A 25,030-nucleotide genomic window follows, 5' to 3' on the forward strand; every position below is an offset into this window, starting at 1 on the left:
CCTGATTTGCTGTGTTGGAGGCGCTAGCGCCCCAATATCGTCACGGCGACCACGGCTTCTTCGATCCCGATAACGCCTCCACCATTTTGCGCGATCGCAAGACGAGCATCCGGTACCTGTCGCGAGCCGGCTTCCCCGCGCAGTTGGAGCACAAGTTCATAGACCTGACCGAGTCCGGTAGCGCCGATGGGATGGCCCTTGCACTCCAGGCCTCCTGACGGGTTGACGGGAATGCGTCCGCCAAGACCTGTCTCTCCGCGTTCGGCCGCCAGCCCACCCTCGCCAGGGGGCGTCAGACCGATCGCCTCGATCTCGATCATCTCTCCGACCGCAGTCGCATCGTGGACTTCAGCGACGTTCATTTCGCCCGGACCCACACCAGCTATTTCGTAGGCTGTTGTCGCAGCTAGCTTGCTGACGTGACGGTCATAGTCGGTGGGATCACGCTCTGTCCCGGTTCTGAGAACCGAGGCCAGGATCTTGATCGTCCTGTCACGCGACGCTCTCAGCTTGCGCACACCGGCTGCATTGCAGACGATCGCGGCGGATGCGCCGTCACTGATCGGCGAGCACATAGGCAACGTGAAGGGAAAGACAATCGGCGGTGCGGCCAGCACACCGTCTACAGTGAATGGCATGCGGTATTGCGCGAGCTCGTTGTGCACCGAATGCATATGGTTCTTGGCCGAGATCGCGGCGATCTGAGCCTGCGTTGACCCATATTTCGCCATGTGCGCGCGGGCCATTCCGGCATAAACGTCCATGAACACGCTATAGGGTTGATCCGATGTGCTCCCTGTCGGGACATCGACGCCCTCGCCCATGACCAGCAAACGATCGCGGGTGCTGTCCACCTCATGCACATCCCATGCGCCGTCGAACGCTCCGAACATCAGGGCCTTATCAGGCGAGAACATTTTCTCTGCGCCTAACGCGAGGACAATGTCCGCAGCGCCCGAACGGACGTACGCCGCCGCCATATGCAAGGCGGTCGATGCCGTCGCGCAGGCGTTCTCGACATTCACCACAGGAATGCCGCCGATGCCCATGGCGCGCATCACGATCTCTCCCCGGATCATGTCCTGGCCTTCCATGTGGCCCTGAACGCAGTTGCCGAAAAAAACGGCTTCCACGGCGCTGGCTTCACAACCCGCATCCGCTAGGGCCAGGACCGTGGCGTCGGCGCACAGTTGCTTCAAGCTGGTGCTTAACTGTTTGCCAAAGGGGGTCATGCCGACCCCCGTGATGAAAATATCGCTCATCGTTCGACCTCTGTCTGTTTGTCTAGGGAGGCGATCACACTTGTCATCGATCCGTAAATTGGGGTTTCCGCTTTTCGCGGAACGCGGCCAGCCCTTCGGCCATGTCGCCGGAAGATGAGTGAGTCTGCATGATCTCAAGCTCGCGGCGTAGGCTCGTTTCAAGCGAAGCGTCCTGGGCCGCCAGGACCATCTCTTTGATCAAGGAAAGGCCAGGTCTGCTCTTTTCCGCCAAAGTTTCAGCCAGCGCCTGAGCCCGCTGCACGAGATCTTCGGGCGCGGCTAGTTCGGCCACAAGGCCGGCTTCTTTCATTTCCGCAGCCGACACGCTCTTGCCCGTCATCATCAGATAAGCCGCGCGCGGCATGCCGATCTTGCGAGGCAGCCGGACTGACCCGCCCCCGCCCGGCAAAAGTCCGTAGTTCGCATGAGCATCACCAAACTTCGCGTCGTGGCTGGCGATAACCAGATCGCAGCAGAGCACGAGCTCCAGTCCGCCGGCTAAGGCCAACCCGTTCACTGCTGCGATGACGGGAAGAGGAGACGCTTCGATCCGGCTGAAAACCTTGCCGAGCTCATTTAGAAACGCGCCCAAGGAAACATGGGGCGTATCTCTTTCGGCATTTCCGCCAATCGAAATTAGATCGGCTCCTGCACAGAAGGCCCGACCCGCGCCCGAGAAAACCAAAGCATGCACGGCCGGATCGGACTCGCCCAACTCGATCGCCGCGCCGATTTCCGCTGCCAATTCCGAGGACAGGCTGTTGAGGGCATCTGGCCTGTTTAACGTGATCCAGAGAGCCGGCCCCTGCTTCTCGATCAGGATATTCTTGTAGGGCATTATTCCTCACGCACCGATCGGTGTCTGGTTCGGGCTCGAAGCAGCGTCAGGCGCCCGAGATGCGCTGGGCCCGACCGACCCAGTACGGTTCTCGAAGCTTGGAGCGCAAAACCTTGCCGACGTTGCTGAGCGGCAAAGGATCGGTTGTGAATACGATCTGACTGGGCTTTTTCGCGGAACCCAATCGTGCTGAAACGATCGCTACCAGCTCAGCTTCGGTGACTTGGGCGTCCGATCTTACGCGTACAGTCGCAAGTGGGGTTTCGCCCCATTTCTCATGCGGAATGCCGAAAACCGCCACCTCGAGCACTGCGGGATGGTCGGCGATGACGCTTTCAATCTCCGTTGGATAGATGTTGAAGCCACCAGACACGATCATGTCGTTGCTGCGATCGAGCAGATACAGAAACCCGTTTGCGTCGATCGTGCCGACGTCGCCGGTCTTTATCCAGCCATCGACCATCCGGCTTGCCGTCTCCTGAGGATCGTCCCAGAAGCCATCCATCTGCGCGCCGTCGTATCGGGCGACGATCTCACCGGGCTCGTTTGGCCCAAGAGTTTTCCCATCCTCGTTGCGAATTTCGACATCCACACCGCGTTTTGGCCGACCGACGGCCCGTAGTGGTGTGGACCCTTCGATCTGGGCAAACCACTCGTGCGGACCCATGGTCGCAATCGGCAGGATCTCGGTCTGGCCATAGCCCGAATGGAGGACGTGATCACCGAAAATCTCGCGTGACTTGCGGATCGTGGCTTCCGAAATCGGCGCCGAGGCGCTGAACAACCATTTGAGCCTCGGAAAGCTTCGGCCGAAAGACCCTTCGTAATGTGTCAAAGCGTTCAGCATTGTCGGAGCAACAAAGCCGTGCGTGATCTCTTCCCGTTCAAGCAGGTCGAGAAATGACCTTGGGTCGAAGCTGTCCATCATCACCGTCCGGGCTCCGCCGTACCAGCCGGGCAGAAACATAAAACCCGAAGCGTGGGAAAGCGGACCGACATGCAAAACGGCGTCGCCGGGGTGAATGCTTGGCCCTCCCTCGATGAACGCCGCACAGATCATCATCCATGCGCGATGGCGATAGGCGACACCCTTTGGTTTGCCGGTAGTGCCGCCGGTGTGACGAATGACGCAATAGTCGTCCGGCGAAACGACTGGATCGGGGTCCCTATCTGACGCGGACGCCAGCCAATCTTCGTAACCTTCATCTCGAATGACGATCCGTTCCAACAATGCGATCTCGGTGTCGAGGCCCGCAACTTCGGATGCCAGATCGGAGTCTACCAGTGCCAGCCTACACCCGGTGCTCTGCATCATGTGGCCGTGCGCTTCGCGTCGATTGCGAGCATAAAGCGGGACGCGAACGAAGTTGCCGATGGCAGACGCAATGAAGCTGTCGGCTGCCGCAATCGAGTTCTTCTCAAGCGTCGCAAACTTGTCGCCCGGCTTAAGTCCCAACGCCGCCAAGGCATTGGCAAGACGAACGCCACGCGACCAGGCTTCTGCAAACGTCAGACGTCGCTCGTTGTGAACCAGTGCAACTTCGGACGAAAAATAACCGGCTGCACGTCGCAGTTGAGTACGGACCTCCATTAAACGTCACCCGCACAAACCCAAGAGCCTCGGAATAGAACCGCCATTACAAGATGATTAGGCATGGAGCTCCTCTCCCGGTCAAAGACTTCTCGCCTTGTTGAAACCCACATTTCGCCAAAAATTGATATGTGTCCAACTCGATAGACACCATATCTATTCCTTTTATTCATAGCTCGCTGGTTGGTGGTAAGAGGTCGTTAGGTCACAACCTGACTCCCGAGAACTCCTTCCGGAACCTCTCGAGTCCGCCCCGCGAAAGGACGCGATCACGGTTCACAGCAGAATAGAACATTCTGGGCAAGCAGGAGTCTGGTGTTCAGGTGGCGGACCTATGCAGGAAGCATGGCCTGAGCTCGCCGACCTTCTACAGTGGAAGGCCAAGTGTGGCGGCACGGACGTGTCGGAGGCTTGGCGGCTGAAGGCGCGGGAAAATGAGAACGCCAAGCTGAAGCGGATGCTGGCGGACTCGAAGCTGGACAACGTCGCGCTGAGGGATTCGCTAGGAAAAAGTGGTGACGCCGCCAGCGCGTCGAGAGGCGGCGGCGCCTGCAGTTGGCCTACGAAATGATCCTTGACGCCTATGACGACGTGTTGGACCTCTTGGTCGACAGCGTCCCGATCCTGCAGAAGCGGGGCTATGTCACCGCGACTACGAGGGCGCGATCTTGCGCGAGCATCTTGGTGCACGAGCCCAGTACCGCATCGACCCCCGTCGATGAGCAGTTAAAGGGGGTTGACGCTATCCGGCCTGGGTAATGAGGGCGATGATCCAACCAGTATCGAGATGGAAGGCCCTGTCTAAATGGATGCCACTCGCCATCGATCGATGTGTTCGCTCTGCGACAGGATGACGTACTCGTAGCGGTGGCGCGTATGCCCGACGGTGGGGCGAAAATGCGCTCCGATGACACCGTCACGACCGAGAAGTTCCTCGAGGTGAAACGCCATTGCCGCGGCGGTCTCGGCATAGACGTAGGCTCTTATTGCCCATTCGCCCGAGGTGATCGCGCAGAGAACGCACTGGTCCGACCCCGCCAGTAAGTCGGCGACTTCCCTCGCATGGCCCGGCTTCACCTTGACCTTCAACCAGCCCGCAGAGGTCATCCCAGACGCACTGACGTCGACAATCAGGCCGTAGGCGATCGCGTTGGCATCGATCATACGCTTGAGCCGCTTGCGAACGGCGCTTTCGGAAAGATCGAGTTCGCGGCCCACCGCACGATTGCTCATCCGACCGTTGTCTCGCAGCAGCGCGACGATTTTCTCGTCGGTCGCATCTAGCGTGATTTCTATGGTCAAAGCTGGCCGATCCCCGGGCGTATGAACAACATGTCCATGAAGACTGAAGTGTCCGCGCGCGCGACCCCGTCGATCAATCCGATGTCGTGCTCCACCAGATGGTTGAAGTGCGGCAGGTCCTTTGCTGCGAACAGCGCGATGATCTGCGGATCGTCGACAGTGATGGTCACGGCGATGGCCTCGGGCATTTCGCCAAGGGCTTCGGCAACGTTTTGAACGGATGTTCCCCTGACGAATATTTCGACCGTCCCAACAACTGCATAGCCCGAGGTGCGGATATCTTTCTGCACCGTCAGTTTGATGACGCCGTCAACGATCAGGGACTCGATCTTCGACGCAACGGTAATCTCGGAAACCCCCAGCTCCTCTGCCATATGGCGATTAGGGATCTGGGGGTTACGAGATAGGATACCGATTATCTGCCGATCAAGCGCGCTGATACGCCTCAAGCCGTCTCTGCTCGGGGTGTGGTCGGCCGTCTCGTTGGCAACAGGCTTGCGTCCTTCCCGTTTCAAACTCTGTTCCTATGCCGATATTACCCGCTTCCGAATGAACTCGGCACCGCGACCCAAGGCTTCTCGACCCTCTGGCAGTGCCGGAAAGAAGAACGGCCAGACGTGCAGCATGTCCGGCGCGATTTCCAGCGTAATCTCGACTCCTGCCTTTCCTGCGCGCTCCGCAAGACGGATAGCATCGTCCAGAAGGATTTCTGCAGATCCCGCTTGGATCATCATAGGGGGCAGGCCCCTAAGATTCGCGAACAGGGGATTGGCAAGCGGATCCTGGCCTGACCGGCCGCCCAGATATCGCTCGGCCTGGACCAGCAGGAAGTCACGGCGAAGCAGGACATCTGCGTCTGCAATGGAGTCCATGCTTTCGCCAACACATTCGAGGTCGACCCAAGGCGACTGGCAATAGGCGCACGAGGGATTAGGCAACGCTTGGTCGCGGATCGCGACAAGGGCATCGATGACCAGTCCGCCACCCGCGCTGTCGCCCGCCAGGACGATTTGCTCAGGCTTATAAGTCAGCAACAGGTCACGATAGGCGGCAACGGTATCGTCGGTGCTTGCCGGGCACGGATGTTCAGGCGCAAGGCGGTAATCGAGGACGATCGCTACTCCACCCGTCAGGAATGCGACCTCTGCCCCGACATGACGGTGCGTCTTAGGAGAGCCGATCGTATAGCCGCCCCCATGAAGATAGAGGGTGACTGGAGCGCCATTCGCCAAGGCAAGGGCACGGTCGCCGAAGATTTCGCACGGCCTGCCTCCTAGTGTCGAGAGTTCGGCGACGATGCCATCCCGGACCGGAAATTGGCCGCCGAGCGCGTCATACTGAATCCGTGATTCAATCAGGTCATCCGGGAATGGCTGGGCCGCAATTTGGCGCTTCAGTTCAACAAGAGCTTGGCTCGCCATCAGATGGATCCCCGCACAATACGGCCCGGTATCACATTGCAGGAATTCATATTTATCGTCCCTATTTTTGATAAGTGGGACGCGTTATCTGCTCCCATTGGATTTATACCTCTATATGCGCACCATCCTGTCAATATGTGTCGCCGAGAAATTACATGAAGACACGTCGGCCTGCCCAGCCAGACGCTTAGCGAGTCCGCAAAGATGCTAGTTCTTCGTTAGATATATAACTATGCGCACATTTATGGGCTTGACGAGAGCGCATATTGAGATTTCATTGATGGAACGGCGGGATCACAGGACCGCGTCGCATTTCGGCAATGAGAAGCGAAGCTTCCGGTCCAGGGACGAAACAATGACGAGCGAGACGGAAAGCTACGTTTCATCGCAGACGGCGAGACCAGGGCTCCCGGCGTTTGACCTCGGTGCGATCAGATGAAGATCACCGCAGCGCTGGTCGCAGCCAGCGGGGAAGACTTCATACTGTCTGACGCCCTGCTTGACGACCCACGTCCTGATGAAATCTTGGTGGAGATCAAGGCTGTTGGCGTGTGCCACACTGACATTTACGCTCAGCATGGGGGATTCCCCGGCTTCAAGCCGCCCGCTGTCCTGGGGCATGAGGGCGCGGGCATTGTCGTCGCGACCGGAGACGCCGTTTCCAAGGTGACGGTCGGCGACCGTGTCGCCCTGACGTTCAGACATTGCGGCGCATGTCGAAAATGCAAAAGTGGCCACCCCGCCTATTGCACGACGATGCCGAATCTTAACTACGCCGGCAGCAGGCCCGACGGGACGCAATCCATCTCCGTTGAGAGTGTTGCAGTCAGTTCAAGCTTTTTCGGGCAGTCCAGCTTTGCAACTCACGCCCTGACCTATGAGACCAATGTCGTCCGGCTCGACGGGTGCACCGATTTCTCGCTGGCCGCGCCGATGGGATGCGGCTTTCAGACCGGGGTCGGCGCGGTGCTGAATTCGTTCTGCTGCAAGGCGGAGTCCGCCCTGCTGGTGGTGGGTGGAGGAGCGGTTGGGCTTAGCGCGGTCATCGCGGCGAAATACGTCGGCTGCGAAACCATCATGGTCGTCGAGCCTGTCGCCGCCCGGCGCGATCTGGCGATGGAGCTGGGCGCGACCCTGGCGATCGATCCGCTTGCCGAGCATGACTGGGTCAAGATCGCCAGGAAGAAACGCCCGGAAGGTCTGGACTTTGTGCTGGACACGACAGGTCGTGCCGACGCACTGGAATCCGCCATGCAGGCCTTGGGGCCTCAGGGCGTTCTGGGCTGCGTCGGCATTCCGCAAGGCGGACCGCCGCCCGGCGATATCAAGGCCATGGTCGTGTATGGCCAGTCGATCCAAGGCATCATCGAGGGCGACAGCCTGCCCGACGTGCTGATCCCTCAGATGATCGCCTTGTGCGCGTCGGGCCAGTTGCCGCTGGATCGGCTGATCACGACCTATCCCTTTTCGCAAATCAATCAGGCGGTCGCTGACCAGGCCGCGGGTCTCTGCGTCAAGGCCGTCCTGACGCTGGATTGACCACGATGACCTTCAAGATGACGATCGATGGCCAGTCCGTCGCCGGGCAAAGCGCCCTGCGAGTGGTCAACCCGGCGACGGCAAAGGTGTTCGCCCAGGCGCCCGATTGCACGCGAGCCGAACTCGACAGCGCGGTCGATGCCGCCCGCAGGGCTTTCCCGAAGTGGGCCGCGCGGCCCCTTGAGGATCGACGCAATTTGATGATCGCCTTTGCCGACGCGATCGCAGCCCGGGCTGACGAGTTGGCCAACTTGCTGACCCGCGAACAGGGCAAGCCGCTGAACGATGCACGCAGCGAGGTCGCCGCGTTAGTCGGGGTTATCAAGACGCACGCTCGCATCGACCTGCCGGTTCATGTCGCAGAGGATGGGCCGGATCGCCGGGTCGAGACACGCCACCTGCCACTGGGGGTCGTGGGCGCGATCTCGCCGTGGAACTATCCCCTGCTGCTGGCGGCCTTCAAGATCGCCCCGGCCTTGCTGACGGGCAACACCATGGTTCTTAAGCCCTCGCCATTCACGCCGCTGGCGACGCTTCTGGTTGGTGAGATTTCCGTTGGCATTCTCCCGGACGGGGTCTTCAACGTCGTGTCCGGCGGTGACGATCTGGGCCCCTGGATCACCGAGCACCCGGGTATCGACAAGATCAGCTTCACCGGATCGACCCAGACCGGTCGACGAGTCATGGCAAGCGCCTCGTCGACCCTGAAGCGGTTGACGCTGGAACTGGGCGGCAACGACGCAGCCATCGTCTTGCCGGACGTCGATGTGGAGACCACGGCGGAAAAGCTGTTCTGGTCAGCGTTCATGAACAACGGGCAGGTCTGTATCGCGACCAAGCGTCTCTATGTCCACGACGCGATCTATGACCGGATGGCCGAGGCACTGTCGGCCTATGCTGCAAACACGCCCATGGGCGATGGCGCCACGCCCGGCGTTCGCCTGGGGCCGATCAACAATCGACCCCAGCATGACCGGATCGCAGGCCTGATCCGCGAAAGCCATGCCGAAGGTCATCGTTTCCTGACGCCTTGTGGTCCGCATGAGGGCGACGGTTTCTTCAGCCCCGTCGTCCTGATCGACAATCCGCCCGACACTAGCCGGCTGGTCCGGGAAGAACAGTTTGGGCCCATCCTCCCTCTGCTTCGCTATCACGACATCGATGAAGTTGTGGCTCGGGCGAACGACGTCGATGTTGGGCTCGCCGGTTCGGTCTGGGCCGCCGACGATGAGGTGGCCATCGGCGTGGCAAGGCGGTTGGACACTGGCACGGTCTTCATCAATCACGGGCAGTACCTTTCACCCTTCGCGGCCTTCGGCGGACGCAAACAGTCCGGCATCGGCGTCGAGAACGGCGTCGACGGCCAGAGGGAATACGTCAGCCCCCAGACCTTCGTGATGGCGAAGCGATAGCCATCTGCAGTTCCCAACGACACGCGCGATCCATCGCCGCCGCCCCCTGCGAGAAGACATGAACGACACAGTATCAAAGACCGTCGAACTGGCCACGCCCGACCTCGACCAGTTGCGTGCGCGATATGCCGATGAGCGCAAACGCCGCACCGAACAAGGGACGTACGGCGACTACATCGAGCTGAACGGCGCTTTCTCGCGGTTCACCGACGATCCCTATGCGCAGGACGACCTGCGCCGCGATCCTGTGTCGGAAGATGTCGACGTCTTGGTCGTCGGCGCCGGTTTTTCTGGACTCCTGGCCGGCGCGAGGCTGCGCCAGGCCGGGATCGAGAACTTTCGCATCATCGACAAGGCGTCCGACTTTGGCGGAACCTGGTACTGGAACCGGTACCCAGGCGCGGCCTGCGACGTCGAAGCTTACATCTATATGCCGCTGCTCGAGGAGATGGGCTATGTCCCCTCCGAGAAATACGCCAAGGGGCCAGAAATCCTGGAACACAGCCGGGCGATCGGCAGGAAATTTGGCCTCTACGACAAGGCCTATTTCCAGACCCAGGTCTCCGATGTCCGCTGGAACGACGAGCAACGGCGCTGGACGGTCTCGACCAATCGCGGTGACAAAATCCGGGCGCGGTTCGTTATGCTGGGAAGCGGCCCGCTCAACAAGGTGCGCGTACCCGATATTCCCGGCATCGAAAGCTTCGAGGGCCATACATTCCACACGTCGCGGTGGGACTATGACTACACCGGCGGCGACTCTGCCGGTAACATGGAGCGGCTGGGCGACAAACGTGTCGCCGTCATCGGAACGGGTGCGACGGGCATCCAGTGCATCCCACACCTCGGTGCGTCGGCCCAGCACCTGTATGTCTTCCAGAGGACGCCCTCTGTCATCGAGTCGCGCGGCAACGCCCCGACCGATTCCGCGTGGTTCGCCGCTCAGGCACCCGGTTGGCAGAAGAAAAGGATGGAGAATTTCGATCTCCTCATGGCCGGCATTCCCCAGCCCGAGGACATGATCGGCGATCGCTGGACGTCGATCTGGGCGACCCAGCCGCTTGTGACCGAGGCGGAAGCCGAAACACTGAGCTTTGCCGACCAGATGGAGCTGACAGATGCTCGCAAGATGGAGGGCGCGCGAGCGCGGATCGACGCGATCGTCAACGATCCTGAAACCGCAGCAGGCCTGAAGCCCTACTTCGGTCGTTTCTGCAAACGCCCCTGCTTCCACGACGGCTATCTAGAGACCTTCAATCGTCCCAACGTCACTCTGGTCGATACTAAAGGGGTAGGCGTCGAGAGGGTGACGCCGACTGGCTTGGTGGCCAACGGCAAGGAATATGAGGTCGACTGTATCGTCTTCGCCACCGGCTTCGAGTTAGGAGCACGCACCGACAAGTCCGGTGGCTTCGGCCTGCATGGACGCGACGGCGTGGCGCTCGGGGACAAGTGGGCCAATGGCGTGCAGTCCGTTCACGGCATCCTGACCAACGGCTTTCCCAACCTGTTCGTCATCGGTGGGCTTCGCCAGGCTGCGATCACCATTAACCTGCCGTATATGTTCGGCGAGCAGGCCAGCCATGCCGTGGCCATGATCAAGGACGCGCTGACCTCAGGGCGTGAAACGATTGAAGTCACTCAGGCCGCCGAAGCAGCCTGGGGTGAAGCCTTCGCCGCTAAGTCCCATTACAGTCCCGCCTATACTCTGAGCTGCACTCCCGGCAGCTACAACGGTGAAGGCAAGGCCGGGAGCGATCCCCTGTTCGCCGGCGCCTATGGCGGCGGACCTATCGAATACGTCGGTCTGCTGGAGGAATGGCGGCGTTCCGGTATCCAGAACGACCTGTTGCCGACAAGCGCGCCCAAGACCTGAATCGGCTCCAGAGACAAACATGCACCCCTCGATTGTGGCGCGGAGCCATCCTGACAAGGTCGCCTACATCATGGCGGCGACCCGAGAAGCCGTTACCTATCGCCAGCTTGATGAGCGATCCAATCAGGGAGCCCATCTGTGGCGATCCCTTGGCCTGGAAATCGGTGATGTCATCGCCTTTTATTTCGACAACCACCCCCGTTTTCTGGAGCTGATCTGGGCCGCGCAGCGTGCAGGGCTTTACTATGTGTGTGTCTCCAACCGTCTGACGCCCGCTGAAGCGGGTTATGTCGTGATGGATTCCGGCGCGAAGGCGCTGATCGTCTCCGCCTCGGCAGGCCCTAACGTTCACGCCTTATCAACAGAGATGCCGGCAATCGCCCTGCTCGCAGTCGGCGGCGCAGTGAATGGCTTTCGCGCCTTGGAACCGGTGATCGCTGATCTTCCGACCACCCCGATCAGCGATCAGCACCCAGGTCAGGATTTTCTCTACTCTTCAGGGACAACCGGACGACCAAAAGGCGTGAAGACGGCGTTGTCGCCATCTTCGGATCTAGGCGCGGATCACCCATACACCGGCCGGCTGATCAAGCTGTACGCCATCGATGGAGACACGAGATATCTTTCGCCAGCCCCGATCTATCATGCGGCACCTCTGCGGTGGGCGATGGCGGTCCAGCGTGTCGGCGGCACGGTCGTGATCCTTGAGAAGTTCGATCCCGAGAACGCACTGTCGCAGATCGAGATCTTCAAGGTCACGCACTCCCAGTGGGTGCCGACCCATTTCATCAGGATGCTGAAACTGCCCGCCGAAGTCCGGGCTCGTTACGACCTGTCGAGTTTGAAAGTCGCCCTACACGCCGCCGCGCCCTGCCCTATACCGGTCAAGGAGGCCATGCTCGCGTGGTGGGGGCCCGTCATCTATGAATATTACAGCGGCACCGAGGCGATCGGGATGTGCGCTATCTCCCCCTACGAGTGGGTGACACATAAGGGTTCCGTAGGACGAGCCATGCTTGGCAAACTGCGGATCTGCGACGATGCTGATGCCGTGCTCGGACCAGGCCAGGTGGGCGACGTCTATTTCGAGGACGGGCCTGCATTCGAATACAGCAATGCGCCGGAAAAGACCGCATCGAGCGTGAACAGCCACGGCTGGCGGACGATGGGTGACGTCGGATACGTCGATGCCGAGGGCTTCCTCTACCTGTGCGATCGCAAGGATTTCATGATCATCGTCGGGGGCGTCAATGTATATCCCCAGGAGATCGAGGATGTTCTTGTCGAACACCCATCGGTGGCGGACGCCGCGGTGATCGGTATGCCCGACGATGACATGGGCCAACGGCCCCTGGCTATCGTGGAACTGACACCGAGCGCTGCGCCTGGGGACGCGCTTCGCGAAGAACTGATGGCGTTCATGAAGACGCGCTTGAGCACCGCAAAGATGCCTGCGGCGCTCAGGTTTGAGCCCTGCTTACCTCGTGAACCAAATGGAAAGCTGATGAAACGCCGCCTACTCGCACCGGCACAGCAAATGCAGAAAGAATGGTCACGATGATCGAGGCCAGAATCGGGCAGCCAGCGACCATTGATGGCTTGATGATCGGCGCGTCAAATCGCAGCGCTCCTTGTCCAGGGGAAGTCACCTTGGAGATTCACGCGAGTTCGCTGAACTACCACGACTTAGCCGTTGTCAGGGGCATGTTGATCGCAGAAGCGGGGCGTATCCCACTGTCAGATGCTAGCGGTGTTATCGTGGAGGTGGGTCGCGGGGTGACCAACGTTCAGATCGGCGACCGTGTCACGAGCACCTTCTACGCTGACTGGCAGGATGGTTTGGGCCGCCAAGAGCGCCACAGCATTATGGGCGATCACCGGGATGGGTACGCCCGGTCTTACGCCAATGTTCCTGCCCGATGCGTCATGCGAGCCCCCGCAGGTTACAGCCATTCAGAAGCTGCTACTCTACCTTGCGCGGCCGTCACGGCGTGGCGAGCATTGGCAGTCAACGGCCAGGTGAAGCCGGGCGATACTGTGCTGGTGCAAGGCAGCGGCGGGGTCTCCTGCTTTGCTCTCCAGTTCGCGAAGGCGATGGGTGCGACCGTGATTGCCACCTCATCTAGCGACCAGAAACTGGAGCAGTTGCGCGCCATGGGGGCTGACTTCGGAATCAACTACCGCGACCAGCCTGACTGGGCCAAAACGGTGTACGAATTGACCGACGGGCAAGGTGTCGATCACATCGTCGAAGTGGGGGGCAGCGGAACCTTTGGGCAATCTCTCCATGCCGTGCGAAACAACGGACATATAGCGGTAATCGGTGTTCTGACCGGTCGATCTGCAGAGATTCCCACAGCCCTCATAATGCGCAAACAGGCGCGCTTGATCGGCCTGACGGTCGGAAGTCACCAGCATCAGCGAGACATGATCCGCGCGATCGAGGCGACCGGCATTCGTCCGGTCATCGACCGCCATTTCGATTTGGCAGACTTGGCGCATGCCTTCCGGCATCAGGCCGCCGGCGCTCACGTCGGCAAGATCATTATCGACGTCAATCCGGTCGGTTGACGCCGCACCGAAGGGGATCCGTATGGCTATTCGTACACGCATCACCGAACTGCTTGGCATCGAGCATCCCATCGTCCAGGGCGGCATGCAATGGGTGGGCCGGGCCGAGCTTGCCGCGGCGGTGTCGAACGCCGGCGGCCTGGGCCTACTGACGGCATTGACCCAGCCAGACCCGGACGCCCTGCGTGCCGAGATCGCGCGCTGTCGGGACATGACCGATAAGCCTTTCGGCGTAAACCTGACGATCCTGCCCTCGATCACGCCGCCGCCCTATGCGGCCTATCGGGACGCCATCATCGAAAGCGGCGTCACCATCGTCGAGACCGCAGGTTATGCGCCTCAGGAACATGTAGAGCATTTCAAGCAGCACGGGGTCACGGTAATCCACAAATGCACGGCCGTTCGCCACGCTCTCTCGGCCGAGCGCATGGGCGTGGATGCGGTGTCGATCGACGGTTTCGAATGCGCCGGGCATCCCGGCGAGGACGACATTCCCGGGTTGATCCTGATACCCGCCGCCGCCGCCCGCATTCGCATCCCGATGCTGGCGAGTGGCGGCTTCGGTGACGGGCGTGGTCTTGCGGCCGCCTTGGCCCTGGGGGCCGACGGCATAAACATGGGCACACGGTTCTGCGCCACGCGCGAGGCCCCCATCCATCAGAACTTCAAACAGGCGATGGTCGATGCGGACGAACGTGCGACAGACATTATCTTCCGCACCTATCGCAACAGCGCACGGGTGGCCCGCAACAGCATCAGCCAGCAGGTCATCGCGCTGGAACGTGAAGGCAAACCGTTCGCCGAGGTGGCCCATCTGGTTAAGGGCGCAAGGGGGTTGGAGGGCCTGACAGGAGGGGACACGGAACACGGCGTCTGGACGGCCGGACCGGTGATCGGCCTGATCGACGACATTCCCACGGTCCACGATCTGGTCGCACGGATCGTCAGCGAGGCCGAGGCGGTGATCCATCAGCGTCTCGTACCGATGATCCACCGTTAGCGTATCCAGACTATAGGCGCGCCTCTCCTTGCCTGGCCAACTCGGCGGTGCGCTGGCCGAGTGTCTCCAGTTCCGACGTCGTGAGTTGTCCGGCGAAGGCGATGCTGCTGATGCAATGGGACACGCTGTCGGGCGACGGTCCGAGCGCTGCTGCGACGGTCGTGACGCCACGCATGTAGGTCCCGCTGTCTATCGCCCATCCCGTCCGCGCGGACGCCTGAACTTCGGCCCAGTGGGTCGCCGGATCGGGAGCCTGCTGCCAACGCAGCCCCTTGATCGCCTCGGCAGTCTGCTCGCGCGTCAGTCCCTTTCGGGACGCGATGCAGCGCCCCATCGCGCCGATATAGGTGGGCAGCCGCTGGCCGACAGAAAGATGGATCCGCGTCGACAATGGGCTATCGATCACTTCGACCAGAACGACGTGGTCGAACTGCAACCGCCACAGGCCGCAGGTGATGGAATAATCCTTCGCCAAGGCCGCGAGCTCTTCGCGCATCCAGTCGGTCCACTGGATGGCGCCAGGCTTTTGTCGGAATAGCCGCCCTGGCTCCTGCCCCAGTGAATAGGTCTTGGAAACCGGATCGAAGGCGACGAAATCCTCGACTACCAGCGTTTTCAGGATGTTAAAGCAGGTGCTCGGCTGCAGGCCCAACTCTCTCGCGATGGCGTTGACGCCCGATGGCTCGATGGTCGTGAGGTGCCGCAGGATCGCGATGGCATTGGTTACCGAGCCGACAGCCATGAGATCTCCGAAACGCGCGTGGGGTCACCCCTCATACGACCAGAGCCCGCAGGCGCCAATCGCGCGTCATTCTTTATGCGGAATGATCCTATTCGGTATATTGAATAACCGAATGCGGACACGTAGAAGGCTTTCAACAAGAAGCGTGGGAGGCGGATATGCTGCAGGATAAGGTTGTCGCCGTTACAGGAGGCGGGCGCGGTATCGGGCGCGAGATTGCTCTGCTGGCCGCCAGTCGCGGCGCTTGCGTGGTCGTCAACGACCTTGGCAGCTCCACCGAGGGCGGTGGCCAGGATCGGGGCCCTGCCCAGTCCGTGGTCGACGAGATCGTCGCATCGGGTGGCCGGGCCATCGCCAACACTGCCGACATCTCTGATCCGAAGGGGGCAGACTCCATCATCACCGATGCGGTCAGCGCCTTTGGCCGCATCGACAGCCTGATCAACAACGCCGGCATCCTGCGAGACCGCATCTTCCACAAGATGAGCCAGGTGGACTGGGATGACGTCATTCGGATTAATCTGAACGGCTATTTCTACACCTCGAAGGCGGCCTGCCTGCAATTCCGCGAACAGGGCTCGGGCGCGTTCGTGCACTTCACCTCGACCTCGGGTCTGATCGGTAACCTAGGCCAGGCCAACTATGCCGCGGCCAAGATGGGAGTGGTTGGCCTGTCAACGTCCATCGCTCTGGACATGGCGCGCTCGGGCGTGCGTTCGAACTGTATAGCGCCCTTTGCCTGGAGTCGCATGACGGCATCAATCCCGGCAGAGACGGACGCCGACATCAGGCGTGTGGAACGCATGAAATCGATGTCGGCGGACAAGATCGCACCCCTGGCCGTCTTTCTGGCTTCAGACGCCGCCAAGGATGTCACCGGACAGATCTTCTGTGTCCGCAAGAACGAGATCTTCCTGTTCTCGGTCCCGCGCCCGATCCGATCGACGCATCGATCGGAAGGCTGGACCCCCGAAACCATCGAATCCGACATGCTTCCGGCGCTGCGCCCCAGCTTCCACGACCTCCAGCGGACCGGCGACGTCTTCTCCTGGGATCCGATCTGATCCATGGCGATCGATCCTCACTTTTTGGTGGGTTTGCCGCCCAGGATCACCCGGCACGTCGTCTCGCGGCGCGACACGGTTCTCTATGCCCTGGGCGTCGGCGCAGGATCAGATCCGGAGACGCGCGATGATTTGGACTTCGTCTACGAAGAGAGGCTTGTAGCCCTTCCGACTATGGCGGTCGTCCTGGCCTATCCCGGCTTCTGGCAGCGAGAACCCCTGTACGGCATTGGCTGGAAGGCTCTGTTGCAAGCAGAGCAGTCGATTACCTTGCACGCCCCCCTGCCGGTAGAGGGCGAGGTCCGAGGCGAACTGATCATCGAAAGCGTCGTGGACAAGGGCGTGGACAAGGGTGCGCTCCTGACCAGTCGCCGGGATATCTTCGACGAGGCCAGTGGCGCGCTATTGGCTAGTGCAAGACAGGTTTCAATTCTCAGGCACGACGGCGGGTGCGGCAACGCAGGCAATCCCCCGGCATCCCGCACGGCCGAACCCATGCCGCAGGGCAAGCCGGACAAGATCAAAGCCCTCACAACCCGACCTGAGCAAGCCCTGATCTATCGCCTGTCCGGTGACCTTAACCCCCTCCACGTCGATCCGGCGATCGCGGCCGAAGCAGGTTTCTCACGGCCAATCCTGGCCGGGCTTTGTGTCTATGGCGTCGTGGGCAAGGCATTGCTGAGCTTGTTCTGTTCGAATGACCCGGGGCGGTTACGCCAGTTGGACTGCCGTTTCACCAGCCCGGTCTATCCCGGCGAGGACATGGAACTTCAGGCCTGGCGCATGGGTCCGGGGCGCGTGCGGTTTCGCCTGTGGGTTTCCGGACGCGACGTGATGGCGCTCAACAACGGACATCTTGAATACGAGGAGGCCTGAGATGGCGGGCATAGCTGCAATTGGGGCCTATATTCCCCTGCTTCGCCTTCAGCGAAGCGCCGTGTTCGAGGCCAATCGCTGGTTCGCCCCGGGCCTGAAAGGTCTGGCCAAAGGCGAGCGTGCGATCGCCAACTGGGACGAAGATGTGGTGACCATGGCGGTCGAGGCCGCGCGGTCGTGCCTTCAGGCAGCGCCGGTGGCGACCGGTGATCTGATCCTGGCATCGACCAGCTTTCCCTATGCCGATCGCCAGAATGCGGGGATCGTCAAGGAGGCGCTCAATCTGGGGGACGACACGGGCACGCTTGATGTCGGCATGAGTCAGAAAGCGGGTACGGGCGCGCTTCTACAGGCCTTCGCCACCGCGACCGCCAGCGAGAAGGCCGTGCTGGTCATCGGCTCGGAGCGTCGACGCGCTCGACCTGCCTCCGAAGACGAGTTGACGAATGGCGACGCGGCCGCAGCCCTGTTGGTCGGGCCGGAAGACGGCATCGCCAGACTGATCGGGTCCTTCAGCCTGTCGGTGGATCTGGTCGATCATTTCCGCGGCGAGAATGACGCCTACGGACAGGGTTGGGAAGCGCGTTGGGTTCGTGACGAAGGGTTGGCGCTGACAGTTAAGGCTATCCGCAGCGCGCTTGAACGTGCCGGCATTCAGGCCGACGCCGTGTCGAAGCTTATCGTTGGGATGCCCGGCAGGGGCGTGGGAATATCTATTGCGAAGGCGGTTGGGGTACCGGTTGCCTCGGTTGCCGACGACCTTTCATTGAGCGTCGGCCATGCCGGATCGGCTCATCCGTTGTTGCTTCTGGCTCATGCCCTCGAGGACGCAAGGGCTGGTGAGGTTCTGCTGGTCGTCGGCTTTGGACAGGGCGTCGATGTCCTGGTGCTAGAGGCCACGGACGCAGCTCGGCGGAAACCGGTCTCGGAGGCGCTCGCAAGGGCGCGCACGGACACGAATTATCTCAAATACCTGACCTTCACCGGGGCCTTGAAGCTGGAACTCGGCAAGCGCGCCGACTTCGAACAGAAGCCCGTGCTGACCGCTCTGTACCGCAACCGCAAGACCGTGCTGGGCCTGGTGGGAAGCCGTTGCACAGAGACCGGCGCGGTGCAGTTTCCCCGCTCTGAAATCAGCGTCTCTCAGGGTGTTGGGCGACGGGGGACGCAGGAAGACTACCCGCTGTCGGACAAGGCCGCACGGATCATGACCTTCACGGCGGACAGCCTGACCTACACGCCGGATCCACCGAATTTCTACGGCATGATCGAATTCGAAGGGGGCGGCCGGATGTGGTCCGAGTTCACCGACTGCGACGCCCACACCGTCAGCGTCGGCGCGACCATGCAGATGATGTTCCGCATCAAGGCGGCCGACGAGCGCAGCGGCTTCGTCAAATATTTCTGGAAGGCGGTCCCAACCGCAGGGAGCAACTGAGATGGCCAGTGGCATCAGGGACAAGGTCGCCATCCTCGGGATGGGATGCGCCAGATTTGGCGAGCGTTGGAACGACGACGCCGAGCAGTTGATGGTCGAGGCCTATCTGGAGGCGATCGGCGATGCGGGGATCGAAACGAGCCAGATCGACGCGGCGTGGCTTTCCGTCGGTTTCGACGCAATGAACATCGGCCCCTCCGGCGTCCCGGCGGCGATGGCGCTGCGGTTGCCGAACATTGCCGTGACCAAGGTTGAAAATTTCTGCGCCAGTGGGACCGAAGCGTTCCGTGGGGCGGTCTATGCGGTAGCGAGCGGGGCCGCAGACATCGCTCTTGCCGTCGGTGTCGAGAAACTGAAGGACACCGGCTACGGCGGCCTGCCGGTGCGCACGCGCGGCACCATGCTGGACATGATCGGGGTCGTCGGCTCGGCGCCGGGCAGCTTCGCCCAGCTAGGCTCCGCCTACCAGGCCAGGCACGCCATCGATCGTGCCGACTTGAAGCGGTCCATGGCCCATATTTCGGTCAAGAGCCACGCAAACGGCGCCAAGAACCCCAAGGCTCACCTGCGTAAGGTGATCGACATCGACACGGTGCTCAACGCGCCGATGATCGCCGATCCCTTGGGGCTGTACGACTGTTGCGGCGTCTCAGACGGTGCATCGGTGGCGATCGTCACCACGCCCGAGATCGCCCGCGCCCTGGGCAAGAAGGATCTGGTGACGGTCAAGGCGCTGCAACTCGCGGTGTCGAACGGCTGGGAACTGCAAGGCGCCGGCTGGGACGGCAGCTATGTCCACACGACACGGGTGGCGGCGACACGCGCCTATCAGGAAGCCGGCATCACAGACCCCGGCGCGCAGATCAGCCTGATGGAGGTCCACGACTGCTTTTCCATCACTGAACTGGTGACGATGGAGGATCTCCACATCTCCAAAGAGGGTCAGGGCTGGAAGGATGTTCTCGACGGCCGGTTCGACGCCGACGGGGCCAATCCGTGCCAGATCGATGGTGGGTTGAAATGCTTCGGTCATCCGATCGGGGCTTCGGGCCTGCGGATGATCTACGAAAACTATCTCCAGCTACTGGGCCGCGCCGGTGATCGGCAACGCAGCACACCTCCGGTTTTCGGCCTGTCACACAATCTGGGCGGCATGCCCAATCAGAACGTCGCGGCCATCGCGATCGTCGGTCTCGAAGGAGCATAGGTCATGTCATCGATGGACAAGGAAACTCTGGCGCATTTCGTGGACACCGTGCGCCGCTACACGCGCGAAAAACTGGTTCCGCTCGAGGAACAGGTCGCTGAACAGGACGCCATTCCGGACGAGATCATCGCTGACTTCCGGGAAATGGGCCTCTTTTCCCTGACAACCCCAGAGGAGTACGGCGGGCTTGGGCTAGGGTCTTCGGAAGAAATCGAGATCGTCAAGGAGATCACCTGGGCCTCGGCGGCGTTCCGAAACATCTTCGGCCTGAACCTGGGTCTCGGGTCCCAAGGCATCCTGATGGATGGCACCCCGGAGCAGAAGGCGTTCTGGCTTCCCAAGATCGCGAGCGGCGAGGTCGTCACCAGTTTCTGTCTGACGGAGCCGGACTCAGGCTCCGACAGTGCGGCGCTCCAGACGCGCGCCGTCCGCGATGGCGACGACTACATCCTTACGGGGACGAAACGATACATCACCAACGCCCCGGTCGCAGGACTCTTCCTGGTCATGGCGCGCACGTCTGAGGAGAAGTTGCCGAAGAACGGGCATATCAGCGCCTTTCTGGTCCCAGCCGGCACGCCAGGCATGCGGATCGGCAAGAAGGAGCGCAAGATGGGGCAACGCGGCGCGTTGGTCGCCGACGTCTACTTCGACGACGCGCGCATACCCGCCTTGGCGCTTCTGGGCGGACAGGAAGGCAAGGGCTTCATCACCGCGATGAAGACGCTGGATCGCGGGCGGATCAACGTGGCCTCGGTCTGCGTAGGTCAGGCTAGGCGAATCCTGCACGAGGCAGCGACCTATGCCGTCACGCGCCGCCAGTTCGGCGAACCGATCGGAAATTTCCAGCTGATTCAAGCCATGATCGCCGACAGCCAGGCCGATCTCTACGCTGCGGAATGCATGCTATCGGACGTGGCCCGCCGCTACGACAGCGGCGAGCGGGTTTCGCTTCAGGCTTCCTGCGCCAAGCTGTTTTGCTCCGAAATGGTCGGTCGGATCGCTGACCGGGCGGTGCAGATACACGGCGGGGCAGGATATATGACGGACAGCCCGGTCGAGCGGTTCTATCGCGACGTCAGAATCTTCCGGATATACGAAGGCACGACCCAGATCCAGCAACTGATCATTGGCAAGGAAGTGCTTGCACGGGCGGCCGCCGCGTGACGGATCCCGTTCCGTCCGCGGATGAATGCCTCAACTATTCGGTTGATCAGGGCGTCGCGCTGATCGAGTTGAACAGGCCCGCCCGATTGAACGCGTTCAACGCCGATCTGTATGAAGCGGCCGACCGAGCCTTCATCCGGGCAGGTCTGGATGATGACGTTCGTGTCGTCGTCCTGACGGGCGCAGGACGCGGGTTCTGCGCCGGCGCAGATGTCGAAAGGCTAGGTGATCTGTCATCGACCGGCGGCTCGACTTACAAGCGCCGCGGGCCGGATGATCGGGATCCGAAATTTGATGCGCTGGACATTCCGCAGCCCGAGACGGCGAACGGATTGGTCATCCCGATCGCCCTGCGCAAGCCGGTCATCGCGGCGGTCAACGGTGCGGCGGCGGGCATGGGGCTTTTGTTGGCCTGCGCCTGCGATATCCGGTTCGCAGCACAGAGCGCGGTCTTCCTTGCCGGCTTTACGCAAAGAGGCCTTGTCGCAGAATACGGCCTAGCATGGTTGCTCCCCCGGATAGTCGGCATGAATGCAGCCTCGGACATCCTCCTTTCAGGACGTCGCATCGATGCCCAGGAAGCTAGGGAGATCAACCTTATAACCCGGGTCATCCCCGACGAAACATTTAGGGAGGAGGTGATCGCTTATGCGCGCAAGATGGCCGCGACGGCTTCGCCACGCTCGACACGTCTGATCAAACAGCAACTCTGGACCGGACAGCACGCCAGTTTCGGCGACAGCGCGAGGGAGGCTCACGCCCTGCTCATCGACAGTTTCTCCAGCGCCGATTTCGCCGAAGCACTGCTTAGCGCGAAGGAAAAAAGGTCTCCCTGTTTCACAGGTGACTGACCTCGTTCGGCCCAGTCCGCGCTCACCCGATTACCGTCACAATCACACCATGTTGCGCCGCAAAAACTATAACGATGGGGGCGGATTCTAGTTTTTGCGCACCATATATGCGTTGACAGGATCGCAATTTGATCGTCAATGTCATCTGAACGCGCAGAGGTTGGACCGATCAGGCCACACTTGGATTGGTCATTCACAGCGTCAATGGAAGGCATCGCGGCAGAGAACGCGAGCCAATGAGAGGGAACACAGGATGCAAGGCTTCACGAAATTTGGGTTTTCACGCGCACTGCTCGCCACCGGCACGGCGATGGCGGCGATCTTGGGCTCGAGTGCCTATGCACAAAGCGCGCCACCGGCGTCGCCCCAATCTGCTCCGGAGCAGACCAGCACCGTGGACGACATCGTCGTCACGGCGCGCAGGCGCTCGGAATCGCTCGCCAGGGTCCCGGTGGCGGTTGCCGCCATCAGCGCGGAATCGCTGACTACGCAGAACATCACCACCCAAGCCGATCTCCAGACGGCGACGCCCGGCCTGATCGTTCGGTCCACTCAGGGCAGCAGCCAGTTTAACTACGCCGTTCGCGGCCAGTCGGTTGACGCATTCAGTACGTCACAACCCGGCGTGCTCACTTACGTCAACGAGTTTCAAACCACAGCCCTGAGCGCCGGCTCCTTCTACGACCTTGCAGGCGTTCAGGTCCTCAAGGGGCCGCAGGGCACCCTGTTTGGACGTAACACGACCGGCGGCGCAGTCCTGTACGCAACCGCCAAGCCGGAGTTCGATGAGGTTTCTGGATCCGTCCGCGGCCGGTTAGGCGACTTCAACCTCAGACAAGTCGAGGGCGCGGTGAACCTGCCCCTGAGCGACACCCTGGCTCTGCGCCTCGCCGGATCCGTGGAGCGCCGCGATGGCTTCGTACGAAACCTCATCACCAACCGAGACATGAATAATGTCGACCGCAATTCGGTTCGCGCGTCTCTGCGCTGGAAACCGACCGATGCCTTCGAGTCCACGACTGTCGTCGAATATAACGAGTCCCAAGGCGACGGCGATGCCCTTACCATCTACTCCGCCTATGCACCGGGATCGGTCGGGCCCGATGGGCGCCCCCTGAGTACGCTCGGACCAACCTTCTACAGCTCCATTCTCGACAGCCTTGCAGGTCCGGGCGCTTATGCAGCCTTGCTTGCGGCCAACCCCGGCACCACACAGGGCGGCCTCCTTGAAGCCGCAGCCCTCCAACGGGCCCGTGGTACCCGCTTCGCCTCGATCAACGGGCCGACCGGTCTGGACGCAAGCAGCTACTATATTATCAACACATCGACTTATGACCTGGGGCCGGACACCCAGATCAAGAACATCATCGGCTACAGCAACAATGAAAACATCACCTTGATCGATGAGGATGGAAGCGCCTTTCCTTTCTATCAACGCCTCGAAACAACCAACGAGAGCAAGGGTTGGTCCGAAGAATTGAATATCTCCGGCAAGGCCTACGCCGGAAATCTCGATTATATCGCCGGCGTTTATTACTCATACGAGAAGCGGCTTTCCGGTCAGGATTTCACCTATTTCGATCTCGGGCCGGTCGCGAACCCGATCCTCGGGCCGGTATTCGGCGCGCTATCGTTGCCGATCAGCAATCGCTTGTTCGGTGAAACGGAGACCGAAAGCATCGGCGCCTACGCTCAGGCATCATACAAACTCGATGCCTTCGTTCCCGGACTCGGCGTTACCGGTGGCATTCGTTACACGCAGGAAACCAACGATTTCACGGCCCTTTCCGGGTTTGCTCCCGTATTTCCCGGTCCTGTTGACGAAGATGTCGAAGCGTCGAAGCCCAGCTGGATCCTTGGCGTCGATTATCAGGCCACACCTGACCTGTTCTTCTACGCCAACTACCGGGGCAGCTGGCGCGGCGGCGGCTTCAACTATTCGGCCCCTCCGATCAATGCTCTCGCAACGGCCGGGGGTAACAAGTTCGACCCCGAGACCATCGAGGACGTCGAACTGGGCATGAAGTTCCGTGGCGAAGTCGGCGGGGTTCCTGTCCGTTTCAACGTTGCTGCCTATCAAAGCTGGGTCGATGACGTCCAGCGCGTGGCCTATGTCACCAACCCGACGTTTGGACCTTCGGCCGTGACCGTCAACGCACCAGGCGCCGAGTACAAGGGCGCCGAGATCGACGGGGATTTCCAACCAACGGCCTGGCTGCGGATCGGTGGCGCATACAGCTACACCGACGCCTCCTACACCGGCCCGAAATCGCTGACGATCTTCTCCACCTTCCTGGAGTTTTCGACCTTCGCAGATATCGCCGAGAATTCGGGTAGCGCCTTCGTCGAACTTAATGCACCGGTCGGACAGAACGGCAGCACCGTGAAGTTCAGGGCCGATGGCTATGCCCAGTCGTCCTCCTACTTCTCGAACTTCGGCGAGACGGGCGCACCGGGCACGGAGATTCCTTCTTATGCCCTCCTCAATCTGCGGCTCAGCATCGACAATCTGTTTGGTCGGGACATCGAAGCCGCAGTCTTCGCCAAGAACGCGACCGACGAGGAATACTATGTCGGCGGCATCGGTCTGGGCACGTTGGCGGGCTACAATCTGGCCGTCCCCGGAACGCCGCGCATTGTCGGCGTCGAGTTGGGCATGAAGTTCTGAGCCCCCGTCATAATGTCACCAGGGGAGGCCCCGGCCCATGCCGGGGCCTTCTTCGTGACGCCCACCCCTGATCAGCTCACTCTTGTGACGAGCGATTGATCGAAGACCAGCGCCTCCTCTTTTGGCAGCGCTACTGAGGACAGAGACCATGAAGATAACTTCCGACATATCGGCGGTGGTGACGGGTGGGGCTTCGGGTCTGGGC

At 61.1% G+C, this 25,030-nt stretch carries 20 protein-coding genes and 1 pseudogene; 14 read left to right on the forward strand and 7 right to left on the reverse strand.

All coding sequences use genetic code 11. The annotated features are described in order from the left end of the window. Nucleotides 1–23 precede the first annotated feature (23 nt). The 3 genes from JHC99_RS04210 to JHC99_RS04220 are packed head-to-tail and all read right to left on the reverse strand — an operon-like array spanning nt 24 to nt 3,691. On the reverse strand, nt 24–1,262 hold the full coding sequence (locus JHC99_RS04210; protein WP_292152210.1) for a thiolase family protein: 1,239 nt from the start codon (nt 1,260–1,262) through the stop codon (nt 24–26). 43 nt (nt 1,263–1,305) lie between these two features. Beyond that, entirely contained in the window at nt 1,306–2,100 is a 795-nt protein-coding gene (locus tag JHC99_RS04215) for an enoyl-CoA hydratase/isomerase family protein (protein ID WP_292152211.1), read from the reverse strand. 46 nt (nt 2,101–2,146) lie between these two features. Beyond that, nucleotides 2,147–3,691 carry an AMP-binding protein gene (locus tag JHC99_RS04220; protein WP_292152212.1) on the reverse strand — a complete coding sequence of 515 codons (1,545 nt, stop codon included), beginning with the start codon at nt 3,689–3,691 and terminating at the stop codon, nt 2,147–2,149. A gap of 293 nt (nt 3,692–3,984) precedes the next feature. Between JHC99_RS04220 and JHC99_RS04225 the strand changes: the two are divergent. Continuing rightward, nucleotides 3,985–4,236 (forward strand): annotated as a pseudogene (locus JHC99_RS04225) (transposase); the annotation flags it as partial. Between the two features lie 256 nt (nt 4,237–4,492). Here JHC99_RS04225 and JHC99_RS04230 read toward each other — a convergent pair. Genes JHC99_RS04230 through JHC99_RS04240 form a run of 3 tightly spaced genes read right to left on the reverse strand, consistent with a single transcriptional unit; the run spans nt 4,493 to nt 6,414 of the window. Further along, nucleotides 4,493–4,993 carry an Lrp/AsnC family transcriptional regulator gene (locus JHC99_RS04230; RefSeq protein ID WP_292152213.1) on the reverse strand — a complete coding sequence of 167 codons (501 nt, stop codon included), beginning with the start codon at nt 4,991–4,993 and terminating at the stop codon, nt 4,493–4,495. After that, nucleotides 4,990–5,508 (reverse strand): Lrp/AsnC family transcriptional regulator, encoded by a 519-nt coding sequence (locus tag JHC99_RS04235; protein WP_292152214.1) that lies wholly within the window; start codon nt 5,506–5,508, stop codon nt 4,990–4,992. The genes JHC99_RS04230 and JHC99_RS04235 overlap by 4 nt, the downstream gene beginning before the upstream one ends. 9 nt (nt 5,509–5,517) lie before the next feature. After that, nucleotides 5,518–6,414, reverse strand: coding sequence for an alpha/beta hydrolase (locus tag JHC99_RS04240; protein WP_292152215.1), 897 nt, complete (start codon nt 6,412–6,414; stop codon nt 5,518–5,520). A 435-nt stretch (nt 6,415–6,849) separates the two neighbouring features. Here JHC99_RS04240 and JHC99_RS04245 point away from each other — a divergent pair, with 435 nt between their 5' ends. Genes JHC99_RS04245 through JHC99_RS04270 form a run of 6 tightly spaced genes read left to right on the forward strand, consistent with a single transcriptional unit; the run spans nt 6,850 to nt 14,812 of the window. Then, complete coding sequence (locus JHC99_RS04245) at nt 6,850–7,953, forward strand: NAD(P)-dependent alcohol dehydrogenase (RefSeq protein ID WP_292152216.1); 1,104 nt, start codon at nt 6,850–6,852, stop codon at nt 7,951–7,953. 5 nt (nt 7,954–7,958) lie between these two features. After that, nucleotides 7,959–9,365, forward strand: a complete 1,407-nt coding sequence (locus JHC99_RS04250; RefSeq protein ID WP_292152217.1) for an aldehyde dehydrogenase family protein — start codon at nt 7,959–7,961, stop codon at nt 9,363–9,365. 58 nt (nt 9,366–9,423) lie between these two features. Beyond that, nucleotides 9,424–11,241 (forward strand): NAD(P)/FAD-dependent oxidoreductase, encoded by a 1,818-nt coding sequence (locus tag JHC99_RS04255; RefSeq protein WP_292152218.1) that lies wholly within the window; start codon nt 9,424–9,426, stop codon nt 11,239–11,241. Nucleotides 11,242–11,260: 19 nt separating this feature from the next. Then, a complete protein-coding gene (locus JHC99_RS04260) occupies nt 11,261–12,802 on the forward strand; it encodes an acyl-CoA synthetase (protein ID WP_292152219.1) in 1,542 nt (513 codons plus the stop codon). Further along, on the forward strand, nt 12,790–13,812 hold the full coding sequence (locus JHC99_RS04265) for an NAD(P)-dependent alcohol dehydrogenase (protein ID WP_292152220.1): 1,023 nt from the start codon (nt 12,790–12,792) through the stop codon (nt 13,810–13,812). The genes JHC99_RS04260 and JHC99_RS04265 overlap by 13 nt, the downstream gene beginning before the upstream one ends. 22 nt (nt 13,813–13,834) lie before the next feature. Continuing rightward, entirely contained in the window at nt 13,835–14,812 is a 978-nt protein-coding gene (locus JHC99_RS04270) for a nitronate monooxygenase family protein (RefSeq protein WP_292152221.1), read from the forward strand. Between the two features lie 10 nt (nt 14,813–14,822). Here the strand turns inward: JHC99_RS04270 and JHC99_RS04275 are convergent, their stop codons facing one another. Further along, on the reverse strand, nt 14,823–15,554 hold the full coding sequence (locus JHC99_RS04275) for a helix-turn-helix domain-containing protein (protein ID WP_292152222.1): 732 nt from the start codon (nt 15,552–15,554) through the stop codon (nt 14,823–14,825). Between the two features lie 158 nt (nt 15,555–15,712). Here JHC99_RS04275 and JHC99_RS04280 point away from each other — a divergent pair, with 158 nt between their 5' ends. The 7 genes from JHC99_RS04280 (at nt 15,713) to JHC99_RS04310 (ending at nt 24,825) form a co-directional block, all read left to right on the forward strand. Beyond that, nucleotides 15,713–16,618 (forward strand): SDR family NAD(P)-dependent oxidoreductase, encoded by a 906-nt coding sequence (locus JHC99_RS04280; protein WP_292152223.1) that lies wholly within the window; start codon nt 15,713–15,715, stop codon nt 16,616–16,618. Nucleotides 16,619–16,621: 3 nt separating this feature from the next. After that, on the forward strand, nt 16,622–17,494 hold the full coding sequence (locus JHC99_RS04285; RefSeq protein WP_292152224.1) for a MaoC/PaaZ C-terminal domain-containing protein: 873 nt from the start codon (nt 16,622–16,624) through the stop codon (nt 17,492–17,494). A gap of 154 nt (nt 17,495–17,648) precedes the next feature. Then, the gene (locus JHC99_RS04290; RefSeq protein ID WP_292152225.1) at nt 17,649–18,932 is read left to right on the forward strand and encodes an OB-fold domain-containing protein; all 1,284 of its coding nucleotides are present in this window, start codon (nt 17,649–17,651) and stop codon (nt 18,930–18,932) included. Between the two features lies 1 nt (nt 18,933). After that, complete coding sequence (locus JHC99_RS04295) at nt 18,934–20,139, forward strand: acetyl-CoA acetyltransferase (RefSeq protein WP_292152226.1); 1,206 nt, start codon at nt 18,934–18,936, stop codon at nt 20,137–20,139. 12 nt (nt 20,140–20,151) lie between these two features. Then, the gene (locus JHC99_RS04300) at nt 20,152–21,306 is read left to right on the forward strand and encodes an acyl-CoA dehydrogenase family protein (protein WP_292152230.1); all 1,155 of its coding nucleotides are present in this window, start codon (nt 20,152–20,154) and stop codon (nt 21,304–21,306) included. Then, complete coding sequence (locus JHC99_RS04305) at nt 21,303–22,157, forward strand: enoyl-CoA hydratase-related protein (protein ID WP_292152227.1); 855 nt, start codon at nt 21,303–21,305, stop codon at nt 22,155–22,157. The genes JHC99_RS04300 and JHC99_RS04305 overlap by 4 nt, the downstream gene beginning before the upstream one ends. A 253-nt stretch (nt 22,158–22,410) precedes the next feature. Next, nucleotides 22,411–24,825: a TonB-dependent receptor gene (locus tag JHC99_RS04310; RefSeq protein WP_292152228.1), complete on the forward strand. Its 2,415-nt coding sequence runs from the start codon at nt 22,411–22,413 to the stop codon at nt 24,823–24,825. The last annotated feature ends 205 nt before the right edge of the window (nt 24,826–25,030 follow it).

It is taken from the genome of Brevundimonas sp. (assembly GCF_016463485.1).
In the GTDB taxonomy this organism is placed as follows: domain Bacteria; phylum Pseudomonadota; class Alphaproteobacteria; order Caulobacterales; family Caulobacteraceae; genus Brevundimonas.